Origin of the sequence: Scytonema hankhaensis NUACC26, assembly GCF_045865695.1 — a bacterium.
In the GTDB taxonomy this organism is placed as follows: domain Bacteria; phylum Cyanobacteriota; class Cyanobacteriia; order Cyanobacteriales; family Nostocaceae; genus Scytonema.
The window spans coordinates 23,790-41,451 of the sequence record NZ_BAACAP010000162.1 but is presented as its reverse complement, the minus strand read 5'-3'; the positions used below and the strand labels follow the sequence as shown (position 1 = coordinate 41,451).

The window sequence follows — 17,662 nt, the reverse complement described above, 5'->3', positions numbered from 1 at the left end:
CGCTGGCTCACCGTGCGGGGGTTTCCCCCCAACCCCAGAGGGGACCCCAAAGCCCCCCGTTGAGGCGACTGCGGGGCATCTTGCCCGCCTAGAACGGGCGAGACGCCCGTACCACAAGACCATGAACTGCTACATATCATATAATGGTTGTTTTATCTTAACTAGGCTTTTTGTCCGATGAACGGCTCTTCATCAGAAGTACTTAAGTCCCATGCTGAGATTTTACAGCGGACTCAGCTCGGTCAATTGTGCGGTTCTAAACAGCTCTTTCGCGATCGCTATACAATACTCAGGATTCTGGGGAGAGGTGGTTTTGGAGTCACGTTTTTAGCCAGGAATGCAGTGTTACCTGGAAAACCGCTTTGCGTAATAAAACAACTTTGTCCGAAAGTAGACAATATCAACAGCTGGAAACGTGCTTGCCAACGCTTTGAAAAAGAAGCAAAAACATTGGCTCAATTAGGAAGTCACTCTCAAGTCCCTATGCTTTTAGACTACTTTGAAGTCAATGGAGAGTTTTACTTAATTCAAGAATACGTTAAGGGTTTTAACTTAGCACAGGAAGTTCAACGGACTGGTTTATACAGTGAAGAAGCAGTGAAAAAACTTTTGCGAGAATTGCTGCCAGTATTACAGTACGTACACAAAAATTATGTCATTCATAGAGACATTAAACCTCATAACTTACTACGATGCGAAGATGATGGACGGTTAGTGCTCATTGATTTTGGTGCTGTTAAAGAAGAGTTGGTGTTAAAAAATGAAACATCAATGGACGCACCAGTTAATACAAATTTTATTGGTACGATGGGATTTGCTCCTCCAGAACAGCTTTCCTTGCGTCCAGTTTATGCCAGTGATATTTATGCACTAGGTGTAACTTGTCTGTACCTGTTGACTGAAAAACTCCCTTTGGAATTTGAGTATGATGTCAAAACAGGTGAGATCTGTTGGCAAAAAGAGGTCACCATCAGTGCTAATTTTGCACAAATCCTAGATCGAATGCTCAAACTTTCTTTAGAAGAGCGTTTTAGATCGGTCGATGATGTCATTTGGGCTTTGGAAATGGAAAACCATTTGCCTACCTTGAGTGACTGTTTGACAACTCAAAGATTGGGAGTCAGCGATCGCACTGTCAGTGAAGAACCAGAATACTTGACGCCTACACAAAGAACTGCAAGAGCGATTCGCGATTGGCAAACAAGGAAAAAACAGTGACCAGTGACCAGTTACCAGTGACCAGTTACCACTAACAACTAACCACTAACCACTAACCACTAACATTTATTAGAGATCTCGTATAAGATAGAGGATAATTAATCCTTATAAAAAACTCAGGGATAATTTAGCATAATTTATTACGCAATCGCGTCCTTTTGGTGATGATCTGCTGTCTCAATCCTGATTGCCCAAATCCCCTGAACAAAAGTGGAAGGACGTTTTGTCAAACGTGCAATACCCCACTGGTTCATTTGTTACGAAATCGCTTCCATGTTACAGGTGTACTGTCTGATGAAGGAGGATTTGGTAGAACATATTTAGCAGAAGATATAGATAAGTTAGACGAACTGTGTGTTATCAAGCAACTTGCTCCCAAAGTCCAAGGAAATTGGGCATTAAAGAAGGCGATGGAGTTGTTTCAAAAAGAGGCTGAAAGATTGCAGGAACTAGGAGAACATTCCCAAATTCCTACTTTGTTAGCTTACTTTGAACAAGATAACTATTTATATTTGGTTCAGCAATTTATAGACGGGCAAAACCTGTTAAAAGAGTTACAACAAGGGAGAGCATATAACTCTCAAGAAATTAAAGAAATTTTGTTAGATTTACTACCCGTTCTAAAATATATACACGAGCGAGGAGTGATTCATCGAGATATAAAACCTCAAAATATTATCCGTCGTCGAACTTCTCAAACAAGAGCAGGAAAAGTGTTTCATCACACTTCTCCTAAAGTTAAAAAAGGTGAAAATCTAGTTTTAATTGACTTTGGTTCAGCAAAGCAGTTCACAGCAAAAGTACAAATGAAAATGGGTACTTCTATTGGTTCGCAAGGTTATTCTCCTATCGAACAAATTAGAGATGGTGATGCTTATCCGGCTAGCGATCTGTTTAGTTTGGGTGCAACTTGCTTTCATTTACTAACTGGAATTTCTCCTTTTAAGTTATGGACTGAATATGGGTATGCTTGGGTAAAAAATTGGCGAGAATATGTCAAAACCCCAATGAGTCAGGATTTGGAGAGGGTTTTAGATAAGCTGTTACAAAAAGATATTCAGCAGCGCTATCAATCGGCTGATGAAGCGCTCGTAGATTTAACATTACAGCAGCAAATACCACCACCACTCCCAACAGCAGGTGTTCCCACTCCTTCTGCGATTGTGCCTCCTACTCAAGCACCATCGCTACCTAAAACCTACATTTTTATCAGAAATTCTATCCTTGCAGGCATTGCTGTATTAATGTTAGGTTCGGGACAGTTTTGGTACAAGCAATTTCGCCGTCTTGAAATCAAAATATCTTCTAGTATCAGTCAACCCGATCGCACCATAGAGAAGCGAGATGTTGCTCTTCATACGCGATCGCTTTCTCCACTCGGTCGTTTTTCTTTAGTCTCAACTGTCAGAGGATATTCTAACCCCATTTTAGCTGTTGCTATTAGCCCAGATGGAAAAACGATTGCCAGTAACAGCGATGGTGAAATTAAACTATTAAGTTTAATAACAGGACAGGAAATTTCTTCCTTGAACGGTCACGCTAGCACGGTAAACTCCATCAGTATTAGTTCGGATGGACAAACTCTTGCTAGTGGAAGTGAGGACAAAACTGTTAAAATTTGGAACCTGGCAACAGGTCAGGAAGTCCGTACATTTATAGGGCATTCTAACTCAGTTCATGCCCTTGCCTTCAGTCATGATGCCCAAATTCTTGCTGATGGGAGTGACGATGGCACTATCAAACTGTGGAGTATAGTAACGGGAGAAGAAATCAGCACGCTAGCAGGACACACTAACTCGGTTCGGTCTGTCATTTTTAGTCCCGATGGTAGAACTCTGATTAGCGGCAGTTATGACAAAACGATTAAGTTATGGAATATAGTAACGGGAGAGCAAATTCGTACTTTAGAAGGGCATTTGGGTAAGGTGACTTCCATTGCGATTAGCCCAAATGGCAAAATTCTTGCCAGTGGAAGTTCTGACAAAACAATTAAAGTATGGAATCCAGATACGGGAGAGCAAATTCGTACTTTATCTGGTCATTCCGATACAGTGACCTCTATTGCGATCGCCCCAAATGGCAAACTCCTTGCCAGTAGCAGTTTGGATAGAACTATCAAACTGTGGAATTTAGATACGGGACAGCAAATTCGCGTTCTGCTAGGTCACTCCGATAGTGTCCGTTCCATTGCCTTTAGTTCAGATGGAAAAACTCTTGTCAGTGGAAGTGACGATCGCACTATTAAGATTTGGCGAGTTTCTCGTTAATTTTTTGACTACGTAACTCTTACTCATGTGGATCTGTGTTAAGTAATCCGGAATTCTACTGGCTCAATCGGTAACTACATTTATTCCCAAACAAAGTAAGATGCCTCTGAGTTTACATCAGAGCAATGTAAAAGCAGCGTAACGTGGAATTTGCAATGTCTGTAACAACAACTGACACAAAAATTAAAGTTATGACGGGCGCAGCGATCGCGCTGTTGGGATTTGCAGGAATGTGGTTTTGGCCATCACCTCCTGTAGCTACCAGTGCGTCATACCAACCAAGTCAAGCTCAAACAAAACCCTTATTAAAGTTTACTGAAGCTTTCACTCTTAAAGGTCACTCTAATTCAATTTTGGCTGTTGCTATTAGCCCTGACGGACGCATTCTTGCCAGCGTTAGTGCCGACAAAACCATCAAGTTATGGAATTTAAAGACAGGAGTTGAGATTGGCATTCTCAAAGGTCATTCCGATTGGGTTAATTCTGTCGCCTTTAGTCCCGATAGCAGAGTGCTAGTTAGTGGAAGCACTGATAAAACCGTTAAACTTTGGAGCGTCATTACTCAAAAAGAGATACGTACTCTCAGGGGACATTTAGCTGCAGTACAGTCTGTTGCTATCAGCCCAGATGGTTTAACCATTGCTAGTGGAAGCTGGGATCAGAGTATCAACTTGTGGAACTTGTCTACTGGTGCAAAAGTTCGTACTCTTAAAGGGAGCGGTGATGTTGTTAACTCTGTTACTTTTAGCCCTGATAGTAAACTTTTAGCTAGTGGTAATTATTTTAACAATACCATAAGTTTATGGGATACGTCAACCGGAAAAGAAATTTATACTCTTTCGGGACATTCCGATGCTGTTTACTCCCTTGCATTCAGTGCCGATAATCAAAAACTTGTTAGTGGTAGTTGGGATCAAACCATCAAGATTTGGGATCTCAATACGAGAAGAGAAATGCATACTCTTACAGGACACACTAATAGAGTTTGGTCTGTAGCTATAAGCCCTGATGGCAAGACTCTTGCTAGCAGTAGCTGGGACAAAACAATCAAAGTTTGGGATTTAACTACCGGACAACTTGTGAATACACTAACAGGGCATACAGATAGAGTTTGGTCTGTTGCTTTTAGTCCAGATGGTAAGACTCTTGCAAGTGGAAGTTTTGATAGAACGGTGAAGATATGGCGGGTGGTGCAGTGAAAAGGAATTGGCGATTGGCGATTGGGAGAAGTAGCAAATTTCCTAGTCCCCAGTCCCCAATCCCCAGTTAAAACACCTTTGGGAATTTAACAAGACGATGTAAGGTGAAAATTGTTCAAATATACTGTCAGCACGGATGCTCACGAGCTGGTCTTTTTTACCCTGAAACTTCGATACGTTATAGGAACTGCCGCTTTTTTTCTGGATTGGGCTATTTTGGGTTAATTCATCCGAGCGATCGAGACAGATGAAGATGTTAACATGAAAATGTAGAAAAACAATGTAGAAACGTAATATAGCGCCAAACCATTTACTTATGGATTTCCATGCTCTGCTGCCTGAATCCTGACTGTTTGAGTCCCCTAAATCCTGACGATCGCGTCATTTGCTCTAGCTGCGGTACACCATTGATACCGTTGTTAAGGAATCGTTATCGCGTTGTCAAAGTCTTGTCCGATGAAGGCGGATTTGGCAGAACATATCTTGCTGAGGACATAGATAAGTTAAAAGAATTGTGCGTAGTCAAGCAGTTGGCACCAAAAATCCAAGGAACAAGTGCGCTTAAAAAAGCAGTTCAGCTATTTCAAGAAGAAGCACAGCGATTGCAACAACTTGGAGAACACAATCAAATTCCCCATCTTTTGGCTTATTTTGAGGAGAATAATTATCTATTTTTAGTACAGCAATATATCGATGGTCAGAATTTATTAAAAGAATTACAACAAGTGGGAACTTATAGTGAAAGTAACATTCACGAACTTTTACTAGATTTATTACCCGTGCTCCAGTTTATCCACAAACAGGGAGTCATCCACCGAGATATTAAACCGCAAAATATTATTCGCCGATATGGTGATGGGCGATTGGTATTGATTGATTTTGGAGCATCAAAACAGCTATCAGTCACAGTACAAACTAAAATTGGGACAACTATTGGCTCCCATGGTTACACGCCAATCGAACAAATGGATGCTGGAAAAGCTTACCCATCAAGCGATTTATTTAGTTTAGGTGCAACTTGCTTCCATTTACTAACAGGGGTTTCTCCATCTAAACTTTGGCTGCAACATGGTTTTAGTTGGGTGAATGATTGGCAGCGATATTTGAAAAAACCAGGTGGCAGAGAACCAACACTAAGTTCCAAGTTAAGCAGGATTCTCGATAAACTTTTGAAAGTAGAATTTCAAGAGCGATACCAGGAAGCAGAGGAAGTCCTCAAAGATTTGTCAAAACTTTCACCGCCACCATCTTTAACCCTACTGACTCTTAACTCGTCACAATCTCAATTGCTTCCTTTACCGCAATCGACTCTCAAGCTAAGATATCCAATTTTTACAGGTGCTAGTATTGTTGTCTTGGGATTGGTAGGAATTGGTTTCTATCTCTTTTACCCACCTACAGTTACTCAGTCTTCTGGAGTTAGTGAGTCTCCTAAAGTGACGGAATCTTCTACTATAAGTCAGCCAAGCGATAAAACTGTTCAAAGTTCTAACCTCCCAGAGACACTGAGAGGTCACTCCAGTGATGTTAACTCTGTTGCCTTTTCTCCAGATGGACAATCTCTTGCAAGTGCAAGCGACGATCGCACAATTAATATCTGGAACTTAGCAACCAGACAGAAAACCCTTACCCTCAAAGGTCACTCCCAATGGGTTTGGACTGTAGTCTTCAGCCCAGATGGTAAAACTCTTGCCAGTGGTAGTGCAGACAGTACTATCAAATTATGGAATTTAGAAACAGGACAAGAAATAGCTACTCTTAAGGGAAGTTCTGGAGGAGTTTCTTCAGTTGCTTTTAGCCCAGATGGCACAACTCTTGCCAGTGGAGGTTTAGATAAAACTATAAAATTGTGGGATTTGACAACGAGAAAAGAAATTCGCACCTTTAAAGGTCATCCAAGAGCAATTGCTTCTGTTAGCTTCAGTCCCGATGGAATGACTCTTGCCAGTGGGAGTTGGGATAAGACAATTAAACTATGGGATGTATTAACAGGTAAAGAAATTCGGACTCTAAAGGGACATACTGATTATGTTCTTTCAGTTACTTTTAGTCCAGATGGTGGTACTCTTGCTAGTGGTAGTAAAGATAAAACAATTAAACTTTGGAACGTAGCAACGGGAGAACTGACGCATACATTAATCAAACATTCTGATAGAGTCAATTCAGTTGCGTTTTTGCCAAATGCAGGTTACGGCAAAAGCTTGAACGGAGCGGTTCTTGTAAGTGGTAGTAATGATAATACGATTAAACTTTGGAATTCTGTAACTGGAGAAGAAATTAAAACTTTAAAGAAAGATTCTGGTTATATTTATTCTGTTACTATTAACCCAGATGGACAAACTATTGCTAGTGGTGGTAGTGCTGACAATATTATTAAAATTTGGCAACTGCCATTGTGACAGAGTTGTCTTGAAGTGTATCTTAATGGCAGATACAGGGATGTAGAATGAGCAAGTCTAATGCAAAAGTTGTATACAAAGGCTAAATGGATTAAAATATAGGACTCTTATTTGATTCTTGAAATACACGTAGGGTGGGCATTGCCCACCAAAAGCTTTATGTGGTGGGTAATACTACAATTATACTATGGAGAAAAGTCATGAAAATCAAAGGTATTAAGCGAGGAAAAACGATAGAAATTTTAGAAGATATTGATATTCCTGATGGTGCTCAAGTTGTTATTGAAATTGAGAATTCTCATTCCAATTTTAAAGAACAACACCAAAAGCTTAAGGAGTTATTTGCTATTCCTGTTGAAGATAGAGAAGAATGGATTAAGATAGGAGAAGAACTACAAAAAGACCGCCAAGCTGATTTTGAAAAACAACAAACGTGACAAATACTAAAAACTTGTGTATTTATTAGATAGCAACATTTGCATTGCCGTCATCAACCAGAATCCTATAGTATTGATAGAATTTAATCTCAAATCGAATCAGTGCTGCATTTCAACTATTGTAATGGCTGAACTTTATAAAGGTGTATATTTTTCTCAACGAATTGAGCGAAATTTACAGACCCTAAAGCTATTTATTAATTCGGTAGAAGTTATTGATTTTGACAAAATGCAGCTGAAGAATTTGGCAAAATTCAACTGGAATTAAAACGAATAGGTAGACCAACTGGTGTATTTGATGCAGCTATAGCTGCTGTTGCTCTTTCTCGTGGGGATGTATTAGTCACTGATAATATTCGACATTTTATCAACATTACAGCGTTGCAATTAGAGAATTGGCTAGGAACTTCCAAATCAAAAAATATTCAACTTTCTCTTGTGGTGCGGGATTGGTGCCCGCCACTGGTATAAAACGGGCGGGGACGCCCATCCCACAACATTGGGTAATTTTATATTGGGTAATTTATTTCTTTGAAGTCCTCTAGGACTCTAATTACGCAGACAATTTTCTGGAGTAGATAAAGAACTGTGAGGTTTGGCAAATGTGCTAGTAGGTGCAGAAGCCGTCAACCATATCTCACCTGATTTGTCGATCGCCCAACCTACCGCTTCTACTGTCTCATTCGTGAGTTCTGTATTCTGAGTTCGATCGCTCGCAAGTGGAATTTTCTCCCCATCTCCCTTGCTCTCTTGCTCGTCGCGAGTCACCCAGGGAATTGTTGCCAGTCGGTTACTGCGGAGCGGATCGCTGGGTAGAGGTGGTAAGCCTCCGCGTCCAGTGATGATAAATGAATTACCAGCGTTCGCGGGACAACCTTGTGCGATTAATCGCGTGCGATCGACGAGGTTAGTTGGTAATTCCACAAGTGTAGAACTGGGATCGATATCTAGCGTGTTAATTTGTACGTTACCACTCAGATCGGAACTAGCTCCAGTGGCAGTGATGTCACTAAATGAGGTAGGAAACAGACGAGGCTGAATGCCGTAGATTCCTGTAGCATTAATGGTCACATTTCCACCTTCAGCATTGAGAGAGTTAGCGCTGATATCGCTATTTTCTCCAGGCAAAGCAATGAGAAACGGGCTAGTAATAATAATATTGCCACCAATAACATTGTTACCTCGGGCATTCGTGGTGATGTTGCTGCCACGACGCAAGATTAAAATTTGAGAGCGGATGTCGATGGTTGCTTGTGGTTTATTAAGGTCATTGTTGATACTTTGAGTGTTAGCGTTGAGAGTCGCTTTGTTGTCTAAAAGGATAGAGCGAACGTTAGCGTTGATGTTACCCGCTCTTCCACTTCCTTGACTTGTGGCACTGATTAAAGCACCTTCGTTGATAGATAAGCGTTTCGTTGTAACATTGATACTGCCGCCAGAACCTGTAGAGTTGACATTGGTGTTAGCAAGTATACCACTAGCAGGGTCTTCGCCCCTCATAGTTGGTCTACCAAATCGTGCTATTCTCTCAGGAAAAGTCGGATCGCTACCACTAATGGTAATGCTGTCTGTTGCATTTACTGAAATTTCACCCGCATTGCCGCGATCGCCACTCGTTGTAAGAATTTGTCCGCCACATTGGACTTCCAAAGTGCTGACGTTAATGTTGATATTTCCGCCATCTCCTTGCCCATTCGTGTTAGCACCGATAATAGCCCCATTTTTCACACTTAATGAATTCGCTGTAATCTTGATTTCTCCCCCTTTGCCAGTAGAGCCCGCTCCTACGCTGCTGAAAGCATTACTATAGCGTCCATATGCACCGATACCATCAAAGGAGACTGCACCAGTAGCATTAATCGTCACGTTTCCTGCATCTTTTTCTCCAAAACTACTAGCATACAGTGATGCACCATTCGTGACACTTAACGAGTCAGTATTGATGATAATCTCTCCACCATTCCCACGCGATAACCGAAAGGCTGCACTACCTATACCACTAGAATTTCCATTGCTCGCGACTCCATCCAATAAGATTTTGTTTGCATTAATTGTTATGCTGCCAGCATTTCCCAACGTGTGGGTATGAGCTACGATCTCAACACCATCTGATAAAGACAGTTGTGGTGTATTGACGGTAATTTTGCCACCATTGCCAACACCACCAGCAAAGGTTTGGCTTCCTACGCCAGTGCCTATCCCACTCATTGAGATGTTATCAGTGGCGGTCATTTCGATATTACCAGCATTCCCCCGCCCGGTAGTATGAGCAACTATGGTAGCACCATTTGATAAAGACACTTTTGGTGCGTTTATGGTAATTGCGCCACCATTACCAACAGCGCTAGGAAACACTTGACTACCTACACCAGTGCCAACCCCCTTGATTGAGATGTCCTCAGTGGCAGTCATTTGAATACTACCAGCATTTCCTCGTCCCTCAGTGTGAGCCACCACCGTAGCACCATTTGATAAAACTACTTTTTGTGCATTGATGGTAATTTTGCCCCCGTTACCTGTTCCAAGCAAGTTTGCGGAAATAGCGCTTTCTCCAGTACTGTTCGCGTCATCTAGAGAAACTATATTGTCGGTATTAATTGCGATATTGCCAGCATTACCCTCTGCAAAACTGTTTGTAGAAAGTACGGCACCATTACTTAAAAATAGCGATCGCCCTTTAATGTTGATATTGCCACCATTACCAATTCCTTTTACCTCATTGGCAATTATTCCGTTATTGACTGAAACAATACCACGAGCGTTCAATGCGAGCACGCCAGATTGAGTACCTAAGAATTGGAAACCAGCATCGACACCAGCCCTAATATTGCTACCACGAACATCAATATTGTTAGCGTTAATAGCGATACTTCCTTTGCCATCACCATTGACTGCGATATTAGCACCATCACTCAGGCGGATGTTCTGAAAATTGGTAATGCCTTGATAATCTAATACCCAACCGGGATTCGTAGAGATAAGACTCACTAGAGCATTTCCTGTTACACTGCCCAATTCTATCCGTCCCCCCACCGCCTTCAAAGTTGCGCCTTCTAAGCTAATATCGCCACCCACCAATGCTAAAGTTTGATTCGGTTGCACCTGCAATTGAGATTTTGTATCAACAATCGAGTTTTGTCTGTCCGCGATTAAACCACCATCTCCCTGCACTTGAATTCTTCCAGGATTTACCCCATACTGCAAACCAATAGGAACGCTAATCGTCAACAACGGTGTGGTTTGAGGGTTAGTAGCGCTAAACTCAAAGCGATCGCCAAATTTGATACTATTTGCAGTACTACTGACAAATGAACCGCCAATCTCCAAACGGGCATTAGAACCAAATAAAATCCCGTTAGGGTTGAGCAAGAATAAGTTAGCAGTTCCATTGGCTCTCAAGATACCATCAATGTTAGATATTGAGCTTCCCGTTACTCGTGTTAGGATGTTTTGAATATTTGTTGCATTATTGAAAAAAGCAGTCCCCCCAGTGGGAACAGAAAATTCAGAGAAAGAATGGAATAAATTTGTGCCACTTGTCGTCCCACCCTCAATAATTCTGGTATTTTCCTCCAATCTTACATTGGAATTATTTGGAAGAGTCCCATCTGGAGCGATCTGAGCAAGCGAGCAATTTGCACCAGATACTATAACACTGACTGTAGCAATTCCTAATCTTTGTAGCCAGTACTTACACATAGGTATTCTAGACATACGTTCTCCTAAGTTAGATCGTATCTGGAGCTAAGTGAGAATGCTCTTTAAGCAACATTTGGAACTGTAGGAGAGGTGTAATAATTCTTTACTTTCTTGAGAGTACACTATAAACGGCTTTCAAGATCGGCAATTAACTCGAAAATTAACCTACTACCATCGTCAGTTTCTGGCATTTTTAGCAAAATATCCCACAATTGAAGTAGTGCTTTTAGGCTGTTAATCTTTTTTAGCGCATTAATCATTCTTCATAGTCATCTTCACAGGTTATTCATTTTTTCCACGTATTCTTAAAATTAAAGCAGTATGAATTCACACTAATAAAAATTAAATACTAGTGTTTTCACTGATTTTCTATCTTTAAAATGACAGAGAGCAAATAGAATTATGGTAAATTCCCTGACGTGTGACCTAAACCAAGAACTCTACCACAGATATCTCGAGCTGATTAAGGCACTGCTGAACTGTTCTAACGACGAAAAAACAGATATTTTAAAACTCAACCAACATTTGATAGATGCTAACCTAGTACAAATTTTACTCGATTTGATACAAACGACACAACAAAGTGCATCTATCCTGTCTGTGGAACTTGAGACGGAAGGTTCCGCTCACCTCATGAAATTAGTTCGCGAGTTAATAGGTATATATGCTGAGTCTCCCTTACAAAGTGTATCAGCAGAATTTGCTATAGGAAATATTTACTTGGAAACAAAACAGTTTTGTAAAGCAAGAGAGTCCTACGAGCAAGCTTTGGAAATTTTTAGGAAACAGGGCGATCGCATGGGAGAAGCGAATGCACTTGCACTGATAGGAGACACTTTTTATCACCAAGATAATTTCGCTGAAGCACTGAAGTTTTACACACTTGCTCGCACCATACTGGTAGAAACAGAAGCAAAACGTAGCGAAGCAATGCTGCTACAGCAAATGATATCCTCTTGTTATTTCATAAGTCAATACTCTCGCTCTGTAGAACTAGCCGAGCGATGTTTAATCATTGCAAGAGAATTGTGCTTGCGTTCTATGGAAGCTCAAACTCTCTACGATCTAGCAAATTATTATGAAGCTATAGGCTGCATAACAGAAGCGGGAGATTGCCACTGGAAATGTTGGGAAATTGCTCAAGAAATAGGTGCTGGTAAATTAGAAGTTCAAAGTTTAAAAGGTTTAGGAGACTTTTATCTGAACGAGAATTTGATTGAGGAAGCAATGGATATTTATGCAGAATGCTTGGACATGGCAGTTCAAATGGGTTACGTCCAAGTAGAAGCAAGCTGCTTGCAATCCTTATCCAAAGCTTACCTTTGCTTAGGAGATACAGAAACAGCAAAAGAGTACGATCGACAAAGCCTAAAAACTAAGCAAGCTCTTGGTATATCCTTAGTCTAATGAATTAAAAGATGTTTTCAGGAAGGAAAAATTCGCGTTCATCAGCGGTTAGTTCTTTCTTAGAGTACTTCACGAAATTGGAAATTGCTATAGCTGTATTTTTGGACTTGAGATATTCATGAAAGTCTTCTTAGAAACAGAAAGATTAATTCTGCGTTACTTTACGACAGAAGATACTGAAAATATTTTAAAACTTGATAGCGATCCTAATGTTATGCGTTTTATTAACGGAGGTAAGCCAACAGAATATAATACTATTAAAGAACAAGTGTTACCAAGATTTTTAGGATACTATCAAAAATACGAGTTCTTTGGATTTTGGGCTACTATGGAAAAATCAAGCAACGAATTTATTGGTTGGTTTCACTTTTATCCTGCTATTGAAAATCCATTTGCCGTTGAATTACAAATAGCAAACAGCAATGAAATTGCTTTAGGTTATCGATTGTGTCAATCCACTTGGGGAAAAGGATATGCAACTGAAGCATCCAAAGCACTGATAAATAAGGGTTTTACAGAATGGGAGGTTCCAAGAGTTGTGGCATGGGCATTGATAGTCAATAAAGCATCAACTCGGGTTATGGAAAAAGTAGGATTGAAGTGGGAAAAAGACTTTGTTTTCACAGAAAGTCAGCTACCAAACTTGCAACCATCGGAGCGAAAAATAGCCTTTTATGGTTTAAATAAAAATGATTTTCAATTAATGTAGCAATGTTAAATCATTTATAAACAATTTTAAGTTATGTATGGTGGCGAAGAGAATTCGCTACTATACAAATCCTTGTCCGCCGACGCGGACTGATGTAGCCGCGATTTCTAGTCACCAAGACTCAACAAACATCTTCTAAGCTCTTTCTTAAGATAGATAGACAATCCAGAATGACTAGTCAAAATGAAATAGGTAAATTTCCTGATGCTTGTCAGTAGAAATACATCTTAAGATAGGGATATTAAGTATAGACTAACTTGAGATTAAGAAACTTGTTAGAGAACTTTGGCAAGCGGAGAACCTATTTCAAGAAAAGTTTGCGAATGAATTAGGGGGAAAACATTGTAAACAAAATATTCCTCAGAGAGTAAGCCAAAATCATGAATGCAGGGCAACTAGGGACAATTGCTGAAGAGGTTTTCGTAGATGGTGGCGAGATGGGCTCGTTAATGCGATCGCATCAATGGTCGCAAACGGCTCTCGGTTCTGTCGAGCATTGGTCGCAGAGTTTGAAGATTGCCGCCAACATTTGCCTTAACTCTCAATTTCCGATGGTGATTTGGTGGGGGGATGAGTTAACCCTACTCTATAATGATGCATGGCGACCTATTCTGGGAAACAAGCACCCACAAGCATTAGGGAAACCCGGACAAGAAGTTTGGTCAGAGATTTGGGACATTGTTGGGACGCAACTTCGTAGCGTTCTAAAAACTGGTAAAGCCACTTGGTCTGATGACCAGTTGTTATTGGTGAATCGGTACGGCTATACCGAAGAAGCATATTTCACCTATTCTTACAGCCCTATCTTTTTGGAAACCGGAGAAGTCGGGGGAGCCTTTACCGCTGTTGCTGAAACAACAAAGCGAGTGGTAGGAGAACGTCGATTAGCTACGTTGCGGAATTTAGCAGAACAGACCGGACAGTCTAAAACTGTTGAGCAAGCCTATAAAATGGCGATGCAAACTCTCTCAGAAAATTCAGCCGACATACCCCTTGCCTTAATTTACGAGCTAGATTCTGAAGGAACAAAAGCAGTTTTACAAGAACAAACACCCTTAATTCATCCACTCATTGCACCTGTTGAGTTAGATCTAAGAATACATGACAATCCGTTAACGCGATCGCTCGCTTCAGTTGTTCAAAGCGGTCAACCTTCATTAATAGAGAATATAGTGCAACAATGGGGAGAATTTCCAGTAGGAGCGTCACAAATTCCCCTTCAGCAAGCAATGGTTTTGCCGATTCGTGCTTCAACCCAAGACTCAATGGTAGGGATGCTAGTGATTGGCATAAATCTCTATCAAGCATTGGATGAAGGCCACTACAATTTCTTAGAAATGACGACAGGACATATTGCTAATGCCATTGCCAGTACTCGCGCCTACGAAGAAGAACGCAAACGGGCAGAAGCTTTAGCAGAACTCGATCGCGCCAAAACTACTTTTTTCAGTAACGTCTCTCATGAATTCCGCACTCCTCTAACGCTAATGTTAAGCCCATTAGAAGAGATATTAGCAACAGACAGTGCAATTCCTTATAAGCAAAGGCAACAACTTGAACTCGTCCATCGTAACTCATTACGTTTGCTAAAATTGGTTAATACCTTGCTTGATTTCTCACGTATTGAAGCCGGACGGGTACAAGCGGTTTATGAACCAACCGATTTAGCACAATTGACAGCCGAGTTGGCGAGTGTGTTTCGTTGCGCCATTGAGCAAGCAGGATTACAGTGGATCGTCGCGTGCGAACCTCTATCTGAACCTGTGTATGTGGATCGACAGATGTGGGAAAAGATTATCCTCAACCTACTCTCCAATGCTTTTAAGTTCACCTTCTCAGGTACAATCTCTCTCACGCTCCGTAAAGTACAAAACCAAATTGAATTAACCGTGTGCGATACAGGGATTGGCATTCCAAAAACCGAATTACCTCGCTTGTTTGAACGATTTTACCGAATTGAAGGAGCAAGAGGAAGAACTCAGGAAGGTTCTGGAATCGGCTTAGCATTGGTACAAGAGTTGACCCGATTACATGGAGGGCAGGTACAGGTTGAAAGCATTGAAGGAGAAGGCACAACTTTCACTGTAACGATCCCCTGTGGAACGGCTCATTTGCCATCCGATCGAATTCAGGCAACACAAACTCTCGATTCAACCGCGTTAGGTGCTGCTCCTTATGTGGAAGAAGCTTTGCGCTGGCTTCCCGATGAGGATTTGAAATTGCCAGTGAATTTTCAATGGGATGCATCAGGTACAATCTCTGACCCTCAAGAGGGTAACTGGACAACTAACAATCCACAATCTAAAACTCAAAACTCAAAATCCAAAATTCTTCTTGTAGATGACAACACCGATATGCGAAGCTATGTGAGGCGGTTGTTGTTGAGCCAGGGATATGAGGTGGAGACAGCCTCAGACGGCATAGCAGCGTTGGCTACAATTGGGAAAGAAATCCCCGATCTTGTCTTAACGGATGTTATGATGCCCCACTTAGATGGTTTCGGGCTATTACGGGAATTGCGAGCGACACCAATAACCAGAGAAGTTCCAATTGTTTTGCTTTCTGCTCGTGCTGGAGAAGAAGCTTGCGTCGAGGGATTGGGCGCAGGAGCAGATGATTATTTGATCAAGCCCTTTTCTACTCGTGAATTGCTAGCACGAGTGGAAGCCAGTTTGAAACTCTCTCAACTACGACGCGAAGCACAGCAGAGGGAGCAAAGACTCCGGATAGAAGCAGAAGCAGCAAAGCAAAATGTTGAAACCATTCTATCTAGTATCCGCGATAGCTTTTTAGTACTAGATTGCAACTGGTGTTATACCTATGTTAATACCCAATTATGCACGATGACTGGGATACCGCGCTCAACATTATTAGGTCGCAATATATGGGATCTATTTTCAGATGTTGTCGATACTAAAGTCTACGTGCAATTCCATCAAGCTATGGCGGAGCAAACGCCCGTCCAGTTTGAGTACTTTTATCCAACTTGGAACCGTTGGTTTGAGTACCGTGTTTATCCTTCTCCGAATGCGCTAACTGTTTTTGTTGCCGAAATCAGCGATCGCAAACAATCAGAAGCCGAGCGAGAACTGTCGCTACAACGGGAACAAGCAGCACGGAGCGAAGCGGAACGAGCAAACCGGATAAAAGATGAATTTTTGGCAATCTTGTCCCACGAATTGCGATCGCCCCTCAATCCCATTTTAGGGTGGTCTAAGCTGCTTCAGACAGGCAAATTAGATCTGCACGCAAGCCGTCATGCCCTAGAAACCATTGAACGCAATGCCAAACTACAAACTCAACTGATTGACGATTTGCTGGATGTGTCTCGAATGTTACGCGGCAAAATGGCACTGAATATTTCCCCTGTTAACTTAGTCACTATTATTGAATCCGCGATAGAAACAGTGCGATTGGCTACAGAAGCAAAACACATTCAAATTCAAACTGTTTTGACCCTTGATAACGTTGAAATAGCAGGGGATTTGACTCGACTCCAACAAATTGTCTGGAATTTACTATCAAATGCTGTTAAGTTCACGCCAGAGGGAGGAAGTATCGAAGTTAGCTTAAATCAAATCGGTACTACTACCCAAATTCAGGTGAAGGATACTGGAAAAGGCATTAGCCCCGATTTTCTACCCTATGTCTTTGACTACTTTCGACAAGAAGATGGTACAACAACTCGCAAGTTTGGCGGACTGGGTTTAGGGTTGGCGATCGTGCGTCATTTGACAGAATTGCATGGAGGTACAGTTCATGCAGAGAGCCTTGGGGAAGGTCTAGGAGCTACGTTCACAGTTATGTTACCTCTAATGACTGTTGCAACAGAGTCAAACCAGGAAATTACCAACGCTCCTCAAACTGCTGATTTCAGCAATCTACATATTATAGCAGTGGATGACAATGAAGATATGCGAAATTTGGTGCAAGTGATTCTCGAACAACAGGGGGCGCAAGTGAGTGCGGCTGCTTCTGCTGCTGAAGTGCTACTGCTGTTCGATCGCCAACCACCTGACATCCTTATTAGTGATATCGGAATGCCAAAAACTGATGGCTATATGCTTATGCAACAAATCCGCAGCCGTTCTCCCGAACGAGGTGGATTGGTTCCCGCAATTGCCCTTACCGCCTATGCAGGAGAATATGACCAGCAACAAGCTCTTAAATCGGGATTTTACAAGCATATTCCTAAACCTGTAGAACCAGAAGTATTGGTTAGCGCGATCGCGTCACTGATTGCAGGAATAAAGGTTTAGCAGAAAGTAGAGATAGTATTTTAGCTTGGTTAAAAGAAGTTTAAAGTGGTTCCCATATCAGTAAGTTA

At 41.4% G+C, this 17,662-nt stretch carries 11 protein-coding genes and 1 pseudogene; 9 read left to right on the top strand and 3 right to left on the bottom strand.

Annotated features, from left to right (window positions below; all coding sequences use genetic code 11):
• Positions 1-177: 177 nt before the first annotated feature.
• From ACKTT2_RS13110 to ACKTT2_RS13100, 3 genes are all read left to right on the top strand, one after another.
• Positions 178-1,218, top strand: coding sequence for a protein kinase domain-containing protein (locus ACKTT2_RS13110; RefSeq protein ID WP_407887444.1), 1,041 nt, complete (start codon positions 178-180; stop codon positions 1,216-1,218).
• A gap of 164 nt (positions 1,219-1,382) precedes the next feature.
• Positions 1,383-3,485, top strand: coding sequence for a protein kinase domain-containing protein (locus tag ACKTT2_RS13105; protein WP_407887446.1), 2,103 nt, complete (start codon positions 1,383-1,385; stop codon positions 3,483-3,485).
• Positions 3,486-3,640: 155 nt separating this feature from the next.
• Complete coding sequence (locus ACKTT2_RS13100) at positions 3,641-4,684, top strand: WD40 repeat domain-containing protein (protein ID WP_407887442.1); 1,044 nt, start codon at positions 3,641-3,643, stop codon at positions 4,682-4,684.
• Positions 4,685-4,762: 78 nt separating this feature from the next.
• Here the strand turns inward: ACKTT2_RS13100 and ACKTT2_RS13095 are convergent.
• Positions 4,763-4,927 (bottom strand): annotated as a pseudogene (locus ACKTT2_RS13095) (peptidase); the annotation flags it as partial.
• A gap of 83 nt (positions 4,928-5,010) precedes the next feature.
• On the opposite strand from ACKTT2_RS13095, the gene ACKTT2_RS13090 reads away from it, so the two are divergent.
• The 3 genes from ACKTT2_RS13090 to ACKTT2_RS13080 all read left to right on the top strand — a co-directional run bounded on the left by ACKTT2_RS13090 (position 5,011) and on the right by ACKTT2_RS13080 (position 7,788).
• Complete coding sequence (locus tag ACKTT2_RS13090) at positions 5,011-7,083, top strand: protein kinase domain-containing protein (protein WP_407887440.1); 2,073 nt, start codon at positions 5,011-5,013, stop codon at positions 7,081-7,083.
• Between the two features lie 200 nt (positions 7,084-7,283).
• A complete protein-coding gene (locus ACKTT2_RS13085) occupies positions 7,284-7,520 on the top strand; it encodes a hypothetical protein (protein ID WP_407887438.1) in 237 nt (78 codons plus the stop codon).
• 16 nt (positions 7,521-7,536) lie between these two features.
• The gene (locus tag ACKTT2_RS13080) at positions 7,537-7,788 is read left to right on the top strand and encodes a type II toxin-antitoxin system VapC family toxin (protein WP_407887436.1); all 252 of its coding nucleotides are present in this window, start codon (positions 7,537-7,539) and stop codon (positions 7,786-7,788) included.
• A 281-nt stretch (positions 7,789-8,069) separates the two neighbouring features.
• On the opposite strand, the gene ACKTT2_RS13075 is transcribed toward ACKTT2_RS13080, so the two are convergent.
• Together ACKTT2_RS13075 and ACKTT2_RS13070 are read right to left on the bottom strand one after the other, a co-directional pair.
• Complete coding sequence (locus ACKTT2_RS13075; protein WP_407887434.1) at positions 8,070-11,234, bottom strand: two-partner secretion domain-containing protein; 3,165 nt, start codon at positions 11,232-11,234, stop codon at positions 8,070-8,072.
• A gap of 107 nt (positions 11,235-11,341) precedes the next feature.
• Positions 11,342-11,479, bottom strand: a complete 138-nt coding sequence (locus ACKTT2_RS13070; protein ID WP_407887432.1) for a hypothetical protein — start codon at positions 11,477-11,479, stop codon at positions 11,342-11,344.
• 142 nt (positions 11,480-11,621) lie between these two features.
• On the opposite strand from ACKTT2_RS13070, the gene ACKTT2_RS13065 reads away from it, so the two are divergent.
• The 3 genes from ACKTT2_RS13065 to ACKTT2_RS13055 all read left to right on the top strand — a co-directional run bounded on the left by ACKTT2_RS13065 (position 11,622) and on the right by ACKTT2_RS13055 (position 17,594).
• A complete protein-coding gene (locus ACKTT2_RS13065; protein WP_407887430.1) occupies positions 11,622-12,626 on the top strand; it encodes a tetratricopeptide repeat protein in 1,005 nt (334 codons plus the stop codon).
• Between the two features lie 118 nt (positions 12,627-12,744).
• Positions 12,745-13,335 (top strand): GNAT family N-acetyltransferase, encoded by a 591-nt coding sequence (locus tag ACKTT2_RS13060; RefSeq protein WP_407887428.1) that lies wholly within the window; start codon positions 12,745-12,747, stop codon positions 13,333-13,335.
• 380 nt (positions 13,336-13,715) lie between these two features.
• Positions 13,716-17,594, top strand: a complete 3,879-nt coding sequence (locus tag ACKTT2_RS13055; RefSeq protein ID WP_407887425.1) for an ATP-binding protein — start codon at positions 13,716-13,718, stop codon at positions 17,592-17,594.
• The last annotated feature ends 68 nt before the right edge of the window (positions 17,595-17,662 follow it).

What these genes read in the sequence shown, in the direction of transcription:
- ACKTT2_RS13060 (WP_407887428.1), top strand. Translation starts at nt 12,745, where the DNA reads ATGAAAGTCTTCTTAGAAACAGAAAGATTAATTCTGCGTTACTTTACG.
- ACKTT2_RS13090 (WP_407887440.1), top strand. Translation starts at nt 5,011, where the DNA reads ATGCTCTGCTGCCTGAATCCTGACTGTTTGAGTCCCCTAAATCCTGAC.
- ACKTT2_RS13070 (WP_407887432.1), bottom strand. Translation starts at nt 11,479, where the DNA reads ATGATTAATGCGCTAAAAAAGATTAACAGCCTAAAAGCACTACTTCAA.
- ACKTT2_RS13100 (WP_407887442.1), top strand. Translation starts at nt 3,641, where the DNA reads ATGTCTGTAACAACAACTGACACAAAAATTAAAGTTATGACGGGCGCA.
- ACKTT2_RS13105 (WP_407887446.1), top strand. Translation starts at nt 1,383, where the DNA reads ATGATCTGCTGTCTCAATCCTGATTGCCCAAATCCCCTGAACAAAAGT.
- ACKTT2_RS13075 (WP_407887434.1), bottom strand. Translation starts at nt 11,234, where the DNA reads ATGTCTAGAATACCTATGTGTAAGTACTGGCTACAAAGATTAGGAATT.
- ACKTT2_RS13110 (WP_407887444.1), top strand. Translation starts at nt 178, where the DNA reads ATGAACGGCTCTTCATCAGAAGTACTTAAGTCCCATGCTGAGATTTTA.
- ACKTT2_RS13055 (WP_407887425.1), top strand. Translation starts at nt 13,716, where the DNA reads ATGAATGCAGGGCAACTAGGGACAATTGCTGAAGAGGTTTTCGTAGAT.
- ACKTT2_RS13065 (WP_407887430.1), top strand. Translation starts at nt 11,622, where the DNA reads ATGGTAAATTCCCTGACGTGTGACCTAAACCAAGAACTCTACCACAGA.
- ACKTT2_RS13085 (WP_407887438.1), top strand. Translation starts at nt 7,284, where the DNA reads ATGAAAATCAAAGGTATTAAGCGAGGAAAAACGATAGAAATTTTAGAA.